The following is a 16,883-nucleotide window of genomic DNA, read 5'->3' on the forward strand; positions in this document are numbered from 1 at the left end:
CGTGGGGCCTGTCCCGCGCATCCCGCCTGTCCCGTGCATCCTGCCTGTCCCGTGCATCCTGCCTGTCCCGCGCATCCCGCCGCGCCGGTCACGGAAGGCGCGGGGTGTCCCGGGGAGGCGGCGGGGTGTCGTCGGGAAGCGGGGGCAGCGCGAGGTGCGCGAGGTCTCCGGGCGGCCGGGTGGAGACCGGCCACAGGGGAGCGGCGTTGCCGTCGGCGACCGCGGCCGGCGCGTCGGTGAGGTTCATGCGCTCGCGCAGGCGGCCGTAGAAGTCCATCGGCCCCAGCCGGACCGCCTTGAGCCGGCGGGGAGCGCGGTACACGCCGATCCAGTCGCCGGGGTTGAGCACACCGCGCATCTGGCCGTCGATGCTGACGGCGGCCTGCCCCGACCGTTCGAGCACCCGCAGCGCGATGGGCTCGTCGGGGGCCGCCATCACCGACCGGTTGAACGTCATGTGCGGGGCGACCGGCGTGAAGATGAGCCCCTCCGCGCGGGGCGAGACGACCGGGCCGCCGGCTGCGAAGCTGTACGCGGTCGAACCCGTGGGCGTGGCCACCAGCACGGCGTCGGCGGAGTAGGACGCGAGGAGTCGGCCGGCCAGGTAGACGCCGACCGACACCTGCCGGTCCCGGGCCAGCTTCTCCACGACGACATCGTTCAGCGCGGTGACGTTCAGGGCGACGCCCCAGTCGTCCCCGGTCTCGCACTCCGTGCGCACACGCGGAGGGGGCAGGCGGGGCCCGCGGCCGTACCGCACCAGCGCCTCCATGTTCGGCGGCACCTCGAGCCGGCACGACGCCCGCATGGTGAGCAGCATCCGGTGCTCGACGGTGATCCGGTCCTCCCGTACGGCGTCCAGGGCGGCGCGCACCGCCGTGGCCGGGACCTCCGTCAGGAAGCCCACCCGTCCGAGGTCGACACCGAGGACCAGGGCGTCGTTCTCGGCCGCCAGCCGGGCGCCGCGCAGGAAGGTCCCGTCGCCGCCCAGCGTGACAATGAGGTCCGGGTCGCCCGCGGAGTCGACCTCTTCCCTGGCGCTGTGGCGCTCGCCCTCCTGCCACACGTCGATGTCGGCGCACCCCACGGCGTGCTCGGCACACCACGCGCGGACGGCCGCCGCGGCCGCCACGGCCTCCGCCCGTCCGCCGTGAACGACCAGGCCGACACGGTTCACCGCCATACCCGCCTCCCAGTCGGCTCGCGCAGAGTGCCATCCTCACCGGGAAGCGCGCCGCGCCCGCGCACGCCACGCCGCCGTCCGTCGTCGCCGCGCCCCACCGAGGGGGGCGGCGTGTCAGCGCGGGTTCGCGGAGGAGACGGCGGTGCGGGCCGCCCGTTCGACCAGGGCGACGCCGTCCTTCATCGACTTGTTGCCGTCGGAGAGGACGGCGACGAGGTAGTGGTGTCCGCCCTTCGTGATCCGGCCGACACTGTTGACGTCCCACAGCCCGGTCGTGTTCCGCTGCAGCCATCCGTTCTTCAGGGCGGGCTTCGCGGCGGGTTTCGGGGCCGGCGTCGGGGTGTGCTCCGGAGCGGGCTTCTGGGTCGGCTTCTGGGTCGGCTTCTGGGTGTGGCCGGAGCCGACCGCCGCCGAGACGCCCCAGGACTGCTCGGCGGCGACCTGGCTCATCAGCGTGCGGATGTAGGCGCGGGACGTGGCGTCGAGCGCCGGCTCGTGCCCCGCCTTCGCGGCGGCTCCTCCGGCGGTCCGGTCGGCCGGACCGCTGTCGAACAGCGCGCGCAGCAGTCGTATCTGATCGCTCGCCGTCGTCCGGGTCAGGCCCCACCGGGCGCCGGGACCGCCCCGGGTGGAGGTCAGCCCCAGCCGTTTGTTCGCGGCCTCCAGGCCATGGGCACGGCCGATGTGCCGCCACAGGGCGTTCGCGGCCTTGTTGTCGCTGTGCTCGATCATCGCCTTCGCCTGGGCGCGCTCCGCCCTGGTCAGCGGGCGCCCGGAGTCCTGCGCCTGGAGCAGCGCCGTCGCGAGGATGTCGACCTTGATGATGCTCGCCGTGTCGTACGGGGCGTCGTCACCGTAGAGCGCGGGCTTCCTCCCCGTGCCGTCGAGATCCAGCACCGCGGCCGTCACCCGCGCCTTGCCCTTGGCCCGCACCGACGCCCCGAAGCCGGCGGCGTGGGATCCGGAACCGGCCGGCGCCACGGCCATGCGCGCGGCGCTGTGCGCGGCCGTCTGTGCGGACGTGAGCGGAGCTGTGTGCGTGGACGTGAGCAGGGCCGTCTGTGCGGACGTGAGCGGGCCCGTCTGCGCAGGCCTCAGCGGGGCCGCGGCCGCCGGTGTCGCGTGGAGGGCGCCGGCCACGAGCAGCGTCGTCGCCGAGGCGGCGACCACACCGGACACCGCCGCGCGGCCGCCCCGGGACCGGGACCTGACCCGTGACGGGCACGACGACGGCTTCGGGCGGTGGGAAAGGTTCGGCATGGTGAGTGGCCTCGGCATTCCACGGAGCAGGGACACAGCACTGCGAACGTAAACAAAACACCTGCTCGACGAAGTGACGACGGCCACCCGGACGCCCCGTGAGCGCGAAGTGTGAGCAGGGCGACAACGTTCACAGAGGGACGGGTGAACCGACCGTGAGCGCTCCTCGCACGGTGTGACCCGCCGCGCCCCCCAAGAAATGATCAATCCCGGCCGCGTGATCTTCCCGGCGCGGCGACCACGGAGGAGAATGCGATCAGCGGGGCGTGATCAGCTTCAGGAGGCGTCATGAGCACATCAGCCGAGCCGAGGGTGTCCGGTCTGGAGGTCCGGTCCATCGACTACGTCCCCCTGGACGAACGGCATGGCAAGCTCTGGCACCTGGGCCCCCTGTGGTTCATGTCCAACGCCACGATCGCCACCCTCGCGGTGGGGCTGATCAGCATCACCGAGGGCGGCAACCTCATCTGGTCGCTCCTCGCGATCGTCGCCGGCACCGTCATCGGCACCTTCTTCATGGCCTTCCACTCGGCCCAGGGACCCCAGCTGGGCCTGCCGCAGATGATCCAGTCGCGGCCGCAGTTCGGCTACGTCGGCGCCCTCCTGGTGTGGCTCTTCGCCTACGTCCAGTACGCGGGATTCAACGTCTTCAACACCATCCTCACCGCCGACGCCCTGCACACCACAGTGCACGGCAGCGTCAAACTGTGGGTGGTCGTGGTCACCGTGGTCGCGCTCGTCATCGCCCTCGTGGGCTACGACGTCATCCACAAGGCCGAACAGATACTGACGTACGCCTTCCTCGTCATCTTCGGCGTCTTCACCGTCGGCGTCCTGGTCTATCTGCACTACCCCGCGGGCTCGTTCGACCTCGGCGGCTTCCAGTGGACGCCGTTCCTCGCCCAGTTCGGCGTGGTCGCCGGCTACCAGATCAGCTGGGCCATCTACGTCTCCGACTACTCGCGCTACCTCCCGCCGAACGTCACGGTCCGCAAGACCTTCTACTGGACCTACTTCGGCTCCGCGCTGGGCGGCATCTGGCTGATGGTGCTCGGCGCCCTGCTGGCGGCCTGGGCGGGCAAGAACTTCGAGACGATCGCCTCGATCAACGCCGCCGGCGACAAGGTGTTCAGCGGCTTCGGCGCGATCGTGCTGCTCTTCGCCGCGCTGGGCCTGATCTCCGTCACCGCGCTGAACATGTACGGCGGTTCGCTGACCCTCATCAGCGCCATCGACTCGGTCAGGCGGGTGCGCCCGACGCTCGGCGTCCGCCTGCTGACCATCGGGTTCACCGCCGCGCTCTCCCTGGTGGGAGCGCTGGCCGCGACGGCCAACTTCCTCGAGAACTTCAACAACTTCCTGCTGCTGGTGCTCTATCTGTTCATCCCGTGGACCGCGGTGAACCTGATGGACTACTACGTCGTGCGCCGCGGCCACTACGCCGTCGCCGAGATCTTCAATCCGCACGGCATCTACGGCCGTTGGGGCTGGCACGGCATCATCTCGTACCTGGTCGGGTTCGCCGTGATGATCCCGTTCTTCTCCGTCGGGACGCTCTACACCGGCCCCGCCGCGACGGCGCTCGGCGGAGCCGACATCTCCCTGTTCATCGGGCTGCCGGTCTCCGCCGGGCTGTACTGGTGGCTGACCCGCTCGATCGACGTGGAGGCCGAGGCCGCCCTGGCCGAGGAGGAGGCGGAGGCGCTGGAGCAGGCCGCGCACCGGCACCTGGAGCCGGATGCCGGCGCCTGACGCGCGGACCTGCCGGGAACCGGCGCCGCTCTACCGGGCGGTGCCGAAGTCCTGCGTCCAGTAGCTGCCGGGCTGGGCGAGGCCGACACCCATCTCCTTGAAGGAACAGTTGAGGATGTTGGCGCGGTGGCCGGCGCTGGCCATCCAGCCCGCCATGACCTGCTCGGGAGTCGTGTAACCGTAGGCGACGTTCTCGCCGTACGTGCTCCACGCGTAGCCGGCGCTCGTGATGCGGTCGCCGGGCGCGGAGCCGTCGGACCCGGTGTGCGACATGTTCTGATGGGCCGCCATGTCGGCGCTGTGCGCCTGAGCGACCTTGTTCAGTGTCGTGTTGAGGGTGACGGCCGAGCAACCGACCTTGGCACGCTCCGCGTTGACGAGCTGCACGATGCGGGTGATCGTCGCGGACGCCGTGGTGGCGGCCTTCGGGGTGCTCGCCGTCGCCGTCGCCGCGGGAGCGGGCGTGGCGGTGGCGGAGGGGGTCGCGACGGGGGTGGGGGCGGCGATGGTGACCGGCGTGCCGGTGGGAGTGGCGTGGACGGTGCGAGCGGTGGGCACGGCGCTCGCGGTGACCCGGGGTGCACTGGTCGGCACGGTCTGCCGGGGGCTCGGCTTGGCGCCGTGCGCGGGCTTGTCCGAGTGCGGCGTGCGGCCGTTGCTCCCGGCGGCGGGCTTCACCGCGGGCTTCGGGCTGCTCTGCGCGGGACGGGGGGTGGCGGTGGCGCTCTTCGACGGCGTCGCGGTGGGTGCGCCGGACTTGGCGCCGTGCCAGGCGAGGTTCTGGTCGTCCGGCCGGGACTGGGCGTTCTCGGTGTCGTACCACCAGTCCTTGTCGGCGGCCCGCAGCGCTTTGGTGGCGTGGGAGTCGGAACCGCGCCCCCAGTCGGTGCAGGCCATGGCGGCGGACGGTATGCCCACCGCGCTCACGACGACAGCCGCGATGACCATCCGTCGGTAATGCGGCTTCTTGCGGTGCTTACTCATGCGTGACCTCACTCGGTAGTCGCCGAGCGCCCCTTCTGCGGCTGTCTCTGCGCGGACTTCGCCTTCCGAACCGCGGAAGGCGCCCCCTGCGGTCGTCATTCTTAGGACGGCGTCACGGGGAGCGCAAAGGGCGCTTCGTACTACGCCGCTTCGTAGGCCGGTCGGGGTTTGCCAAGCGTGCGCCGGCGTGCAGGACCGCTACCCAGGGGCGTGTGCGGCGCCTGCCGCCTCGTCAGAAGCCCGCCGACTTTGCAAAAGCGAGCAAAAATTCGGTGCGGGTGCGAGGTCGCCGATCCGGGTGCGATCCGCTCCTGGATCATGACGGACAAATCCTTTTTGTCACCAGGTAGGCACCCATCGTGCGGCCGGCCCGGACCGAGGTCCGGGGTGACGGATGTCACGGAGCGGGTGCCCGCGGGGACCCATGGACGCCCTTGGCCGGTGCGGGCCGTGTCATCGGCGGTGCGGGCGGGCCGGGTCCGCGGTGCAGGCCGGCCAGGTCCGCGCTGCGGCGCCGCTCAGCCGGGTACGTCCATGCGCTGGGTGCCGATGACCGACAGCAGCCGCAGCGCCTCCTCGGACGGCGAGCCGGGATCGGCGGTGTAGATCACGAGCTGCTGGTCGCGGTCGGCGATGTGGAGGGCGTCGCAGTTCACGGTGACCGGTCCCACCAGCGGATGCTGGAAGGTCTTACGCAGGGAGGACCCGGCGGACACGTCGTGCGCGGCCCACAGTCGCGTGAACTCCTCGCTTCCGTCGAGGAGTTCACGTACCAGCTCCCGTACCTCGGGGTCGCCGGGGTAGCGGGCGGCGGTGGCGCGCAGGCGCTGTGCCGAGTGGCGGGCGAAGGCGTCCGCGTCCGACACCCCGTACAGCAGCCGGCCCCCGGGACCAGGTCCGAGGAAGACCTTCCGTATCAGGTTGCGGTCGCGCCGCGGTACCGCGGAGAAGTCCTCCATGAGGGCGGCGGCGAGATCGTTCCAGGCGAGCACCTCGAACGTCGCGGAGGTCACCGTCGCGGCGGCCTGCGGAAGCCGCCGCAGCAGTTCGAGGATGCTCGGGCGCACCTCGCGCGAGGGTCCGGGCGGTGGGCCCGGCGGCACGCCGGCGAGGTGATGCAGATGGTCGCGCTCGGCGTCCGACAGCCGCAGGGCCCGGGCCAGCCCGGCCAGCACCTCCCGTGAAGGATGCGGCCCGCGGGCCTGCTCCAGCCGCGTGTAGTACTCCGTGGAGATGAACGCCAGCTGGGCCACCTCCTCGCGGCGCAGCCCCGGGGTCCGGCGGCGCGGCCCGGCCGGCAGCCCCACGTCGGCGGGGGTGATCCGTTCGCGCCTGCCGCGCAGGAAGTCCGCCAGCTGTCGTCTGTCCACTCCTTCAGTCTGCGCGGAACGCCCCGCGCCGATCCAGGTATCGCCGGTGCCTGGATCGGCGCCGGGGACAGGCGCAGCCTCGGTGCCATGAACGACACACCCACCTCTCCTACGACCTCGATGGTCCCCGGCCTGCTGCAGGGCAAGGTCGCCTTCGTCACCGGTGCCGGACGAGGCATCGGTGCCGCGGCGGCGCGGCTGTTCGCCCGCGAGGGTGCCCGCGTGCTCCTCGCCGCGCGGACCGAGGCACAGCTGAAGACCGTGACCGAGCAGATCCGGGCGGCCGGCGGCACCGCGGACCACGTGGTGTGCGACCTGGCCGACGCGGCCGCGGTGCGCGCCGCCGTGGACCGTACCGTCACCCTGTACGGCCGCCTCGACATCGCCTTCAACAACGGCGCGACCATCCAGCGCCCCGGCCCCCTCGACTGGATTCCCGAGGCCGAGTTCGACCACGTCTACACCGTGAACCTCAAGGGACAGTGGCTGGCCATGGCCGCCGAGGTCGCCGCCATCCGGGCCACCGCCGGCACCGGGGCCATCGTCAACAACTCGTCCATCGGCAGCCTGCGGGGCAACCCCGAACTACCGGTCTACGGCGCGATGAAGCGGGCGCTCAACAGCCTCACCGAGTCGGCCGCCGTCACCTACGGCCCGGAGGGCATCCGCGTGAACGCGATCGCGCCCGGCCACACACGGACCGAGATGATCCGCGAGTGGGAGGCGGAGTCGCCCGGCCTCACCGAACGGCTCAAGGCCCGCACCCCACTGCGCCGCGCCGCCGACCCCGAGGAGATCGCCCAGGCCGCCGCCTGGCTCCTGAGCGACCGCGCCTCCTTCGTGACCGGCACGATCCTCCGGGTCGACGGCGGCGCCCGGGCCTGAGCGCCGAACCGGCTCAGCCCCGCCCGGGTCCCGACGGCCCCGTGCGCCCGGGGGCCGTGCGCCAGCGGCTCCGCGTGCCGACGGGCCCGTGCGTCAGCGGCTCCGTGCACCGACGGCCCCGTGCGCCAGCGGCCCCGCTCCGAGCCCGCGTGTCCGTGACCCTGTGTGCTTATGGTGAAGTGTGATCAACAGCGACGTCGAGCCTCCCCGGCCCCGCCGCCGGCCGGGATACGCGGCCGCGGCGGGTGTCTTCGCCGTGGGGATGATGGGCACCACCCTGCCGACGCCGCTGTACGGGCTGTACCGGGAACGCATCGGGTTCTCCGAGCTGATCGTGACGGTGGTCTTCGCCGTCTACGCGGTGGGTGTCATCGTCGCGCTGCTGATCGCCGGCGGCGCGTCCGACGTACTGGGGCGGCGCCCGGTGCTGCTGTGCGCGCTGGCACTGGCCGCGCTCAGCGCGGTGTGCTTCCTGGGCGAAGGCGGACTGCCGCTGCTGTACGCGGGCCGGGTGCTGTCCGGATTCTCGGCGGGGCTGCTGAGCGGCACGGGCACCGCGGCCGTCCTCGACCTGGCGCCGCCCGGGGGACGGGGCCGGGCCGCCCTCGCGGCCACCGCGGCCAACATGGGCGGCCTGGGCCTCGGCCCCTTGCTCTCGGGCATCCTCGCCGAGTACGCCCCCTGGCCGCTGACGCTTCCCTTCCTGGTCCATCTGGCCCTGCTGGCCGTCGCCGGGCTCGTCACCATCCTCCTGCCCGAGACCGTGCACCACCCCGGACGACGGCCCCCGCTGCGCCCGCAGGGCATGACCGTCCCGCCGGAGGTGCGCGGAGTGTTCGCGCCCTGCGCCCTGGCCGCCTTCGCGGGCTTCTCCCTGCTCGGCCTCTTCACGGCGGTGGCCCCGGCCTTCCTCACCGAGACACTGGGGGAGCGCAATCTGGCGGTCACCGGTGCCGTCGTCTTCTGCGTCTTCTGCGCCTCGACCGGCGGCCAGCTGCTCATGGGACGCCTCGGTGCGGACAGAGCCCTGCCCTGGGGCTGCGTCGTGCTCGTCGCCGGCCTGCTCCTCGTAGGAGCCTCGTTGCTGACGGAGTCCTTCCCGGTGCTGCTCGCCGGGGCGGTCACCGGCGGCGCCGGGCAGGGCATGGCCTTCCGCGCCGGTCTGACCGCGGTGAGTTCCGCGGCGCCCCCGGAGCACCGGGGTGCCACCATCTCGGCCTTCTTCGTCATCGCCTACCTGGGCATCTCCCTGCCCGTCGTCGGCGTGGGCGCCCTCACGGTGGCGCTGGGCGTGCGCGACGCCGGCATGGTCTTCACGCTCTGCGCGGTCCTGCTCGTCACGGCCGTGGGCATCCGCGTCCGGCTGCGGCCGCCCCGCACGGCGTAAGGGGCCGGCCCGGAGGCGGACGGGACCCGCGCCGAGCCGCAGGCGGAGGGGACCCGGGGCGTGGCGGAAAGCGGGCGCTACTCGGAGGCGTGTCAGAGGCGGACGGTCAGCCGTACGGCCACCTCGTCGCCGGGCGTCAGACTCTGCGGCACGCGCACCGCGCTCTTCAGCGGCACCAGATACGCCCCCTCCCTGGGGAAGAGTGAGGTGGTGAAGGCGGCTTCGCCGATCCGCGCCTCGACGGGGATCACCCCCCACCCGTACGTGGCCATCGAAGCCACCTCGCGGATGTCCGCCGACTCCTGCGCGGGTACGGGGACGAAGTAGTACGGCGCCGGGCCGCGCCACTCGATCACCTGGCCGACGAAGGCGAGCTCCACCATGTCAGTTCCGTCCCCCGCGTCACTCGAGTCCGTACGGCGTGCGTGGCGCGTGCCCGCGGCGCACGCCGGTCAGGATAGGGCCCGCGCGTGCGCCGCCGCGATCCCTCGGATCTCGACTCCGGGGTAGCTCTCGGTGTAGTGGTCGCCGTCGGCGCCGTAGTAGGTACAGGTGCGCGCGGTCAGATCGACGTCGTACCGGACCACACCGGCCCGCCAGCATCCCCGTACGAACTCGGGGAAGGCCGTCTCGCCCGCCTGGTCGGCGCGCAGCGCGGCGACGAGTGCCTCGCGGTCGAACGGCATCACCTCGGTCATGCCGCTGATCAGCGGCTCTCCCTGTACGGCGACCGGACCGGCGTCCGTGAGATAGAGCATCGCGTTCGACGGCACGGCCATCCCGCAGTGGCGGACCCCCGCCTGGCGGAGCGCTTCGGCGAGGTAGGGGAATCCACCGACCTGCGGACGGACGGCGGCGGCCCGCGCCAGGGCGGCCTGGAGATTCGAGAGGGCGGTGGTCATGGGCTTCTCCATGGAAGTGGGAGGGGCGGGGGGAAGGGGCGGGACAGAGTGAGGGACAGACGAAATCCCATGTCAACAAGTTGTCATTCAGGCAACATGTTGTCAATCTGCCGCAGCGTCGGGTCGCCTCCATGGCCCACCCGCCCGCTATGGCACCCTGTTGCCGTACTGGCAGCGTGTTGCCAAGCGGGAGGCGTGAGATGCGGGACGAGGCTGCCCTACTGGTCGCCGACGTGTTCGAGGCGGCGGGGGCGCTGCGGCGGCTGGGGGAGCGGACCGCCGGTGCGGAGGGGCTCACACAGGCCCGGTGGCAGGTGCTGAGCGTGGTGTCCGAGGACCCGCTCACCGTGCCCCAGGCGGCACGCCGGCTCGGCGTCAGCCGTCAGAACGTCCAGCGGGTCGCCAACGACCTCGTGGCGGGGGAACTCGCCGCCCTCGCACCCAACCCTGACCACCGGGGCTCGCCCCTGCTGACCCTGACCCCGCGCGGCAGGGACTCCCTCGCGCGCGTCACCGACAGGGCCGCGAAGCTGCACCGAACCCTCTTCGGGGACATCCCCGACGAGGAGATCAGCGCCACGCGGGCATCGCTGCGCCGGCTGCTGGACCAACTCGACCGCCACGAAGGGGCCGTAGGCGAGCAGTGAGCGGTGAGCCGTGACCGAGTCGCCGAACTGCCGCGTCGCCGCGCCGCTCACCCCACCGGATCCCCGGGGCGCCCCGGCGCGCCGTTCAGCCGGACCGTCGTGAAGACGCGCACGAGCGAGGGCGCGCGGGGCGTCGAGCCGAAACCGAACCGTACGGGCGGGTCGACGGGGGCGAGCGAGCCGAGGTCCCGGCCCCGGTACACGGTCCTCGCCGTGGTGATCCGGTGCAGGTCATGAGCGCCGTACCACTCGAACCGGCCCCCGCCTGCGCTCCCGCGCGTGTGGACGCCCATCAGCAGGCGGGCGGCCGGGTCGGTGACGGCCGACCAGGCCGGCCGGGCCGCCACCGCTGCCGGTATCGCCCGCAGCAGTGTGCCCAGCGTCCCCCGCCGCCCGACGGTGAAGGAGAGGTCGAGCAGGGAGCCGGCCGCGACGGTCCAGCGGTCCCCGGCGACGCGGACCCTTACGGGTACGACCCTCACCTCCTCGAAGGTGTAGGTGCCGGCGATGAAGCCGGCGGTCCGGCGGGTCGGGGCCAGCAGCGTCCGGTGGCCGTCCGGGTCCTCGATCATCACGTCGCTGAACGGACCGAACGGCGAGTGCGCCCAGTGCCCCAGCACCACGCGCGTCCCGGACGTCGTTCCGACACCGGCGATCCGGCCGTCGAAGCGCAGGCGGGGAGCGGAGCGCGCGCTGGGGGCGGAGCCCGCGGCGGGCCCCGGCTCCCGGCTCCTGCCGGAACGGCGTGCGGACGGACCGCTCATGCGCAGGCGCGTCCTTTCCCGTAGCGATCCGCGCGGCCGCGGACCGGGTGCGCCGGACGCGAGCCGCCCAGCCGCACCTGTCGGATCCCGTCGCAGTAGTGCGCCAGCGGCTCGGTGCCGGGCGGCGGCAGGCCGGCCGCCCGGGTGAGCGTCTCCTCGACGGCGTCGAGGCGGGCGTGCCGCAGAGGGAAGGGCGGGTGCTCGACGGGCGTCTCCCACAGCACACCGAGCCGCTTCGTGTAGGCACGCCAGCGCGAGGTCAGCCAGACATCCCGAGGGGAGGGCGCGAGGCGTTCACCCGGGCGGACGACCAGCCGGTACGACGGCCCTGCGCGTCCACGCGAGCCGGTGTACGTCACGACACCGTCCTGCCGGTCCACGTCCAGCCGCCCCACGTGAAACGGCGCGCCCACCGCGCGGGCGGCGAGCATCGCCGGGCAGCCCACCTCCAGGGACAGGAACCACAGCCCCTCACGCCCGTCCGGGCGCCGCACATAGGTGCGCAGGTTCGTCTCGGGGAAGTCGGGCAGCCCGGGGAGGGCGGCCGGGAGCACCGGTGGGCGCAGGCCGGCCATGACGAACGCCGTGAGACTCACCCACGCGGTGTCGTCGAACGTGTCCACGACCAGGCCGTCCGGTACCAGCCGCCGCACCTGCTCCAGGGGGTAGGGCCAGTGGACGAACGTCTGGGTCAGCCAGCCGGCGCACAGCGCGGGGACGTGCACGCGCAGCTCCGGCCCGTACGAGACCACGCGCTCCGAATGCCCCCGTGCCCGGCGGCGAAACCCCGCGGGACGGCGACGCGGTGAACGGGCGCACCCCCTCTGCCCGTGCCCTCCGAACGGTCGGGGGCGCGTCAGTGGCGTACCGCCGCCGCCCGCTCCAGCGCATCCCGCGCGGCGCCGATGGCCTCGGCGCGGTCCTCGGGGACGACGCCTATGCGGGTGCGCCGGTCCAGGAGGTCGGAGGGGTCGAGGGCGCCCTCGTGCAGGGCGGCCCAGAGGAGTTCGGCGCGGGTGACGGGATGACCGGGCAGGACGGGCTCGGCCAGGGCCGGATCGCGCCGGGCGAGTTCGTGGACGGCGGGGGCCTCGGTGCCGTAGCGGCGGATCAGGCGGGCCGGGGCGGGCAGGGCGCGCAGGCGTTCGGGAGCGGTGGCGCCGACGAGGGGGAGGCCGGCGGTGGGGGAGGGGCCCGCGGGCAGCCGGTGGGCGGCGATCGCGGCGTCCACGGCGTCCTGAGCCATCCTGCGGTACGTGGTCAGCTTGCCGCCGACCACGGTGACCGCTCCCTCCGCCGAGGTGAGCACCGCGTGCCGACGCGAGATGTCGGAGGTGCGGGCCGCGGCGGCACCGGAGCCGTCCTGGCCCGAGGTGTCCAGCAGGGGGCGCAGCCCGGCGAAGGCGCCGTCGACCTCGTCCCGGTGCACCGGCGCGTCGAGCACCGAGCCGAGCACGTCGAGCAGGAAGCCGATGTCCGTCTCCGGCACCTCCGGCTCGTCCGGGATCTCGCCCTCGACCGGCTCGTCGGTGAGCCCGACGTAGGTCCGGCCGTCGCCCTGGGGCAGGACCAGGACGAAGCGGTTGGTCTCGCCGGGCACCGGGATGTGCAGGCCCGCCGGGAGCGCGCCGAGCCGCTCCGAGCGCAGGACCAGGTGAGTGCCGCGGGAGGGGCGGATGCGGATGCCGTCCACGAGACCGCCGGCCCACACCCCGGTGGCGTTGACGACCGCACGGGCCCTGATCTCGCCCTCCTCGCCGGTGAGTTCGTCGCGGACGCGGGCACCGGAGGCGGTGAGTTCCAGCACCCGGACCCGGGTGAGGACGCGGGCGCCGCGCGCGGCGGCGGACCGGGCGAGGGCGGTGACCAGCCGGGCGTCGTCGGTGACCTTGCCGTCCCAGGACAGCAGCCCGCCCCGCAGCCCGGCGGCGCGCACCGAGGGCGCGAGGTGCCGGGCCTCGGTGGCCGACAGCCGGCGCGGCGCGGGCAGCACCTGCCGCGGGGTCCGGGCGGCCAGCCGGAGCATGTCACCGGCCCGGAACCCGGCCCAGGCCAGGGAGGCCTGCGCCCGGGACACGAGCGGGGTCAGCGGCAGGACGAAGGGCTGGGCGGCCACCAGGTGCGGAGCCGTACGGGTCATCAGCACCCCCCGTTCGACCGCGCTCTCGTGCGCCACGTCGAACTGGGCGGAGGCGAGGTAGCGCAGCCCGCCGTGGATGAGCTTGGAGCTCCAGCGGGAGGTGCCGAAGGCCAGGTCGTGGGCGTCGACCGCGACGACGTCGAGACCGCGGGCGGCCGCGTCCAGGGCAGCGCCCGCCCCGGTCGCGCCGAGCCCGACGACCAGGACGTCGGCCGCCGGCCCGTCGACCGCCGAGGCCAGTTCGCGCGTGCGCCGGCCGGCGCTGAGGGACGATCCGGGTGCCGCCCCGGAGCGGTCGGCGCGTTGGCTGGTGGGGCTCATGGGACGAGGGTCCTCTCCAGAAGGGTGCGCAGCTCGCCGAGGAAGGCGCCGGCGTCGAGTTCGGGGTCGTCCTCGTCGGTCATCGTGCGGAGCGACAGGGCGAAGGACTGCACGATCAACAGCACACCGCGGGCCTGCCGTTCGGTGTGGGTGACGCGCACCGAGCCGTCCGCGTGGCCCTCGCGCAGCGCGTCGCCCAGGAGGGCGAGCAGCGCCTCCTGGCTCGCTCCGCGCCGGTCGAGGACGTAGGGCAGGAGCAGTTCGGGGTCGACGTCGACGATCTTGCGGAAGAGGGGATGCGCACGGAACGCCGCCACGCCCGCGACCAGCCCGTCCACCATCCGCGTGCGCGCGTCCGCGCCGTCCGCCCCGGCCGGCATCGCCCCGGCGGCGACGGCCAGCCACTCACGGGTCATCAGATCACCCACCAGGGCCCGCAGATCGGGCCAGCGCCGGTACAGCGTCATACGGGAGACGCCGGCGCGGCGGGCCACGTCGGCGAGGGTGGTACGGCGCACGCCGACGGCCAGGACGCAGTCGCGCACCGCGTCGAGCACGGTGTCGGCGTCCGAACGGTTGTGACGAATAGACGTCATGTGTAACAGTGTAACGCCCGGGGGCCGGGCGGACCATGGCGCACCGCGAACCGGCCTGTCACGCACCGGACTTGTCGCGAACCGACCCGATCACGTACCGAGCGAACCGACCTTGTGAGGACGACCGTTCAATGGACATGCTGTGGAACGGCTGGGGCGACCCGGCCAAGGCGGCCCCGCTGCCCGATCCGGTGACGGGCCTGCTGCGCGACATGCTCGGCGTCAAGCCGCCCCGCGCCGGCGAGGCGACGTCCCCGGCCGGCCTCCCGGTACCCGAGGTCACGGCCGGCCCGGCGACGCTGCGCGCCCTCGCCGACGCCGTCGGAGGCGAGGAGCACGTCCGCACCGACGCGGAGAGCCGGATCCGGCACACCCGCGGCAAGTCCACGCCCGACCTGCTGCGCATGCGCGCGGGCGACGTCACCGACGCACCGCAGGCCGTCGTCCTGCCCGCCACCCACGACGAGGTGCTCGCCGTGCTGCGGGCCTGCTCCACGCACCGGCTCGCGGTCGTCCCCTTCGGCGGCGGGACCAGCGTCGTGGGCGGACTCGCCCCGCAGCGGCGCGACTTCGTCGCCCTCGACCTACGGCGCATGAACGGCCTGCTCGAACTGGACCCGGTCTCCCGAACCGCCGTACTCCAGCCGGGCCTTCGCGCCCCGGAGGCCGAAGCCCTGCTCGCCGCACACGGGTTCACCCTCGGACACTTCCCGCAGTCCTTCGAATGGGCCACCATCGGCGGATTCGCGGCCGCCCGCTCCAGCGGTCAGGCCTCCGCCGGATACGGCCGCTTCGACGACATGGTCCTCGGCCTCACCCTCGCCACGCCCCGGGGGACCGTCGAGGCGGGCCGCGCCCCCCGCTCGGCCGCCGGACCCGACCTGCGCCAGCTGGTCCTCGGCTCCGAGGGCGCCTTCGGCGTCATCACCTCCGTCACCGTACGGATCCGCCCGGTGCCGGAGCAACGCCACTACGAGGGCTGGCGGTTCGCCTCCTTCGAGGAGGGGACCGCCGCGCTGCGCCGGCTCGCCCAGGACGGCCCCCGGCCCACGGTCCTGCGGCTGTCCGACGAGACCGAGACACTCATCGGCCTGGCCCAGCCCGACGCGATCGGCGCCGGACCCGCGGGCGGCGCCGGCTGCCTGGCGATCACCGGCTACGAGGGCACCGCCGAGGACGTCGCCCACCGCCGCGAGCGCGCCGCCGCCGTACTGGAGGCATGCGGCGGCACCCTCGCCGGGACCGAGCCGGGCGAGCGCTGGGCCCACGGCCGCTACTCCGCGCCCTACCTGCGCGACGCCCTGCTCGACACCGGCGCCTTCGCCGAGACCCTGGAGACCGCCGCCTTCTGGTCCCGTCTCCCCGGGCTGTACGCCGCCGTACGCACCGCGCTCACCGACACCCTCACCCGCTCCGGCACCCCGCCCCTGGTGATGTGTCACATCTCGCACGTGTACGAGAACGGCGCCTCCCTGTACTTCACCGTCGTCAGCGCCCAGGGCGACGACCCGGTCGCCCACTGGACGCCGGCCAAGCACGCGGCCAACGAGGCCGTCCTGGCCGCCGGCGGCACCATCTCCCACCACCACGGCGTGGGCACCGACCACCGGGACTGGTACGTCCGCGAAGCGGGAACGCTCGCCGTCGAGGCGTTGCGCGCGGTCAAGTACGGCCTCGACCCCGAGGGGTTGCTCAACCCCGGCGTCCTGTTGCCTACTGACTGACCGGGTCCCACCCGGTCCGCCCGACGCCCCTTTCCGCCCGTCCCACCGCACCGCTCCGGAGGCACACCGATGCGACAGTTCACCGCCGTCGTCAACCCGACCGCGGGCGGGTCCACCGGGGCGGCGAGCCTGCTCCAGGTGGCCCGGCTGCTCCGCGAGGCCGGGGCCACCCTGGAGACCGAGTACAGCCACAGCCTCGCCCACGCGCAGGAACTCGCCCGCCGCGCCGGAGCGAGCGGCCGGGTGGTGCTGGCGGTCGGCGGCGACGGCATGGCCGGGGGCATCGGCGGCGCGCTCAGCGGCACCGACGCCGTCCTCGGCCTGATACCCGCCGGGCGCGGCAACGACTTCGCCCGCGCCCTGGGCCTCCCCGACGACCCCGCGTCCCTGGCCCGCGTCCTGCTGGACGGCGAACCCAGACGCGTCGACACCATCGAGGTGGAATCGGCCGTCCACCGGCGCACGGTGGTCCTCGGCAGCGTCTACGCCGGCGTCGACGCGCTCGCCAACCGGTATGCCAACGACGCCCGGCTGCTGCGCGGCGCCGCCTCCTACTACGCGGGCGGACTGCGCGCGGTCACCACCTGGCGCCCCGCGGACTACCGCATCACCCTCGACGGCGTGGACCACACCCACCGCGGCTACACCGTCGTCGCCGCCAACTCCCCCTACTACGGCTCCGGCCGCATCATCGCCCCCGGCGCCGAGGTCGACGACGGTCTGCTCGACATCGTCCTCATCCGCGAGGCCCCGCGCCGGCTCTTCTTCACCCTCATGAACGAACTCAAGACGGGCGCCCACGTGCACCGCCCCGAGGTACGGGTCCTCAAGGGCCGGGAACTGCGCATCGAGTCCTCCCGCCCCGTCCCCTACGGCGCCGACGGCGAGGTGGAGGCCACCTTGCCGGTCACCGTCCGGGTACGCCCCCGCGACCTCGCCGTCCTCTGCTGACGGGCGCCCGCCGTGAG

At 73.6% G+C, this 16,883-nt stretch carries 16 protein-coding genes; 6 read left to right on the top strand and 10 right to left on the bottom strand.

Annotated elements, in window-relative coordinates:
- Positions 1-88 precede the first annotated feature (88 nt).
- A complete protein-coding gene (locus tag OIB37_RS33990; RefSeq protein ID WP_330461440.1) occupies positions 89-1,183 on the bottom strand; it encodes an NAD(+)/NADH kinase in 1,095 nt (364 codons plus the stop codon).
- 114 nt (positions 1,184-1,297) lie between these two features.
- Entirely contained in the window at positions 1,298-2,353 is a 1,056-nt protein-coding gene (locus OIB37_RS33995; protein WP_330461441.1) for a serine hydrolase, read from the bottom strand.
- Between the two features lie 378 nt (positions 2,354-2,731).
- Here OIB37_RS33995 and OIB37_RS34000 point away from each other — a divergent pair, with 378 nt between their 5' ends.
- Positions 2,732-4,195, top strand: a complete 1,464-nt coding sequence (locus tag OIB37_RS34000) for a purine-cytosine permease family protein (RefSeq protein ID WP_330461442.1) — start codon at positions 2,732-2,734, stop codon at positions 4,193-4,195.
- Between the two features lie 30 nt (positions 4,196-4,225).
- Here OIB37_RS34000 and OIB37_RS34005 read toward each other — a convergent pair whose 3' ends face one another.
- Positions 4,226-5,179 (bottom strand): CAP domain-containing protein, encoded by a 954-nt coding sequence (locus OIB37_RS34005; RefSeq protein WP_330461443.1) that lies wholly within the window; start codon positions 5,177-5,179, stop codon positions 4,226-4,228.
- 518 nt (positions 5,180-5,697) lie between these two features.
- On the bottom strand, positions 5,698-6,549 hold the full coding sequence (locus OIB37_RS34010) for a helix-turn-helix transcriptional regulator (protein ID WP_330461444.1): 852 nt from the start codon (positions 6,547-6,549) through the stop codon (positions 5,698-5,700).
- A gap of 87 nt (positions 6,550-6,636) precedes the next feature.
- On the opposite strand from OIB37_RS34010, the gene OIB37_RS34015 reads away from it, so the two are divergent.
- Positions 6,637-7,434, top strand: a complete 798-nt coding sequence (locus tag OIB37_RS34015; RefSeq protein WP_330461445.1) for an SDR family NAD(P)-dependent oxidoreductase — start codon at positions 6,637-6,639, stop codon at positions 7,432-7,434.
- Positions 7,435-7,615: 181 nt separating this feature from the next.
- The gene (locus OIB37_RS34020) at positions 7,616-8,821 is read left to right on the top strand and encodes an MFS transporter (protein ID WP_330461446.1); all 1,206 of its coding nucleotides are present in this window, start codon (positions 7,616-7,618) and stop codon (positions 8,819-8,821) included.
- 92 nt (positions 8,822-8,913) lie between these two features.
- Here OIB37_RS34020 and OIB37_RS34025 read toward each other — a convergent pair whose 3' ends face one another.
- Together OIB37_RS34025 and OIB37_RS34030 are read right to left on the bottom strand one after the other, a co-directional pair.
- A complete protein-coding gene (locus tag OIB37_RS34025) occupies positions 8,914-9,201 on the bottom strand; it encodes a DUF1905 domain-containing protein (protein ID WP_330462076.1) in 288 nt (95 codons plus the stop codon).
- 72 nt (positions 9,202-9,273) lie between these two features.
- Positions 9,274-9,723 (bottom strand): DUF1398 domain-containing protein, encoded by a 450-nt coding sequence (locus tag OIB37_RS34030; RefSeq protein WP_330461447.1) that lies wholly within the window; start codon positions 9,721-9,723, stop codon positions 9,274-9,276.
- Between the two features lie 200 nt (positions 9,724-9,923).
- On the opposite strand from OIB37_RS34030, the gene OIB37_RS34035 reads away from it, so the two are divergent.
- Positions 9,924-10,370, top strand: a complete 447-nt coding sequence (locus OIB37_RS34035) for a MarR family winged helix-turn-helix transcriptional regulator (RefSeq protein ID WP_330461448.1) — start codon at positions 9,924-9,926, stop codon at positions 10,368-10,370.
- Between the two features lie 47 nt (positions 10,371-10,417).
- On the opposite strand, the gene OIB37_RS34040 is transcribed toward OIB37_RS34035, so the two are convergent.
- From OIB37_RS34040 to OIB37_RS34055, 4 genes are all read right to left on the bottom strand, one after another.
- The gene (locus tag OIB37_RS34040; protein ID WP_330461449.1) at positions 10,418-11,134 is read right to left on the bottom strand and encodes a hypothetical protein; all 717 of its coding nucleotides are present in this window, start codon (positions 11,132-11,134) and stop codon (positions 10,418-10,420) included.
- The gene (locus OIB37_RS34045) at positions 11,131-11,886 is read right to left on the bottom strand and encodes a YqjF family protein (protein ID WP_330461450.1); all 756 of its coding nucleotides are present in this window, start codon (positions 11,884-11,886) and stop codon (positions 11,131-11,133) included. The genes OIB37_RS34040 and OIB37_RS34045 overlap by 4 nt, the downstream gene beginning before the upstream one ends.
- Positions 11,887-11,990: 104 nt before the next feature.
- Positions 11,991-13,595 (bottom strand): glycerol-3-phosphate dehydrogenase/oxidase, encoded by a 1,605-nt coding sequence (locus tag OIB37_RS34050; RefSeq protein WP_330461451.1) that lies wholly within the window; start codon positions 13,593-13,595, stop codon positions 11,991-11,993.
- Positions 13,592-14,191 carry a TetR/AcrR family transcriptional regulator gene (locus OIB37_RS34055; RefSeq protein WP_330461452.1) on the bottom strand — a complete coding sequence of 200 codons (600 nt, stop codon included), beginning with the start codon at positions 14,189-14,191 and terminating at the stop codon, positions 13,592-13,594. Before OIB37_RS34055 ends, OIB37_RS34050 begins: the two co-directional genes overlap by 4 nt.
- Positions 14,192-14,322: 131 nt before the next feature.
- On the opposite strand from OIB37_RS34055, the gene OIB37_RS34060 reads away from it, so the two are divergent.
- Positions 14,323-15,915: an FAD-binding oxidoreductase gene (locus OIB37_RS34060; protein WP_330461453.1), complete on the top strand. Its 1,593-nt coding sequence runs from the start codon at positions 14,323-14,325 to the stop codon at positions 15,913-15,915.
- A 69-nt stretch (positions 15,916-15,984) separates the two neighbouring features.
- Positions 15,985-16,866 (top strand): diacylglycerol/lipid kinase family protein, encoded by an 882-nt coding sequence (locus tag OIB37_RS34065; RefSeq protein WP_330461454.1) that lies wholly within the window; start codon positions 15,985-15,987, stop codon positions 16,864-16,866.
- The last annotated feature ends 17 nt before the right edge of the window (positions 16,867-16,883 follow it).

Origin of the sequence: Streptomyces sp. NBC_00820 (assembly GCF_036347055.1) — a bacterium.
Lineage (GTDB): Bacteria > Actinomycetota > Actinomycetes > Streptomycetales > Streptomycetaceae > Streptomyces.

Coding starts and splice junctions, on each gene's coding strand:
- OIB37_RS33990 (WP_330461440.1), bottom strand. CDS start 1,183: ATGGCGGTGAACCGTGTCGGCCTGGTCGTTCACGGCGGACGGGCGGAG.
- OIB37_RS34000 (WP_330461442.1), top strand. CDS start 2,732: ATGAGCACATCAGCCGAGCCGAGGGTGTCCGGTCTGGAGGTCCGGTCC.
- OIB37_RS34005 (WP_330461443.1), bottom strand. CDS start 5,179: ATGAGTAAGCACCGCAAGAAGCCGCATTACCGACGGATGGTCATCGCG.
- OIB37_RS34015 (WP_330461445.1), top strand. CDS start 6,637: ATGAACGACACACCCACCTCTCCTACGACCTCGATGGTCCCCGGCCTG.
- OIB37_RS34030 (WP_330461447.1), bottom strand. CDS start 9,723: ATGACCACCGCCCTCTCGAATCTCCAGGCCGCCCTGGCGCGGGCCGCC.
- OIB37_RS34035 (WP_330461448.1), top strand. CDS start 9,924: ATGCGGGACGAGGCTGCCCTACTGGTCGCCGACGTGTTCGAGGCGGCG.
- OIB37_RS34040 (WP_330461449.1), bottom strand. CDS start 11,134: ATGAGCGGTCCGTCCGCACGCCGTTCCGGCAGGAGCCGGGAGCCGGGG.
- OIB37_RS34050 (WP_330461451.1), bottom strand. CDS start 13,595: ATGAGCCCCACCAGCCAACGCGCCGACCGCTCCGGGGCGGCACCCGGA.
- OIB37_RS34055 (WP_330461452.1), bottom strand. CDS start 14,191: ATGACGTCTATTCGTCACAACCGTTCGGACGCCGACACCGTGCTCGAC.
- OIB37_RS34060 (WP_330461453.1), top strand. CDS start 14,323: ATGGACATGCTGTGGAACGGCTGGGGCGACCCGGCCAAGGCGGCCCCG.
- OIB37_RS34065 (WP_330461454.1), top strand. CDS start 15,985: ATGCGACAGTTCACCGCCGTCGTCAACCCGACCGCGGGCGGGTCCACC.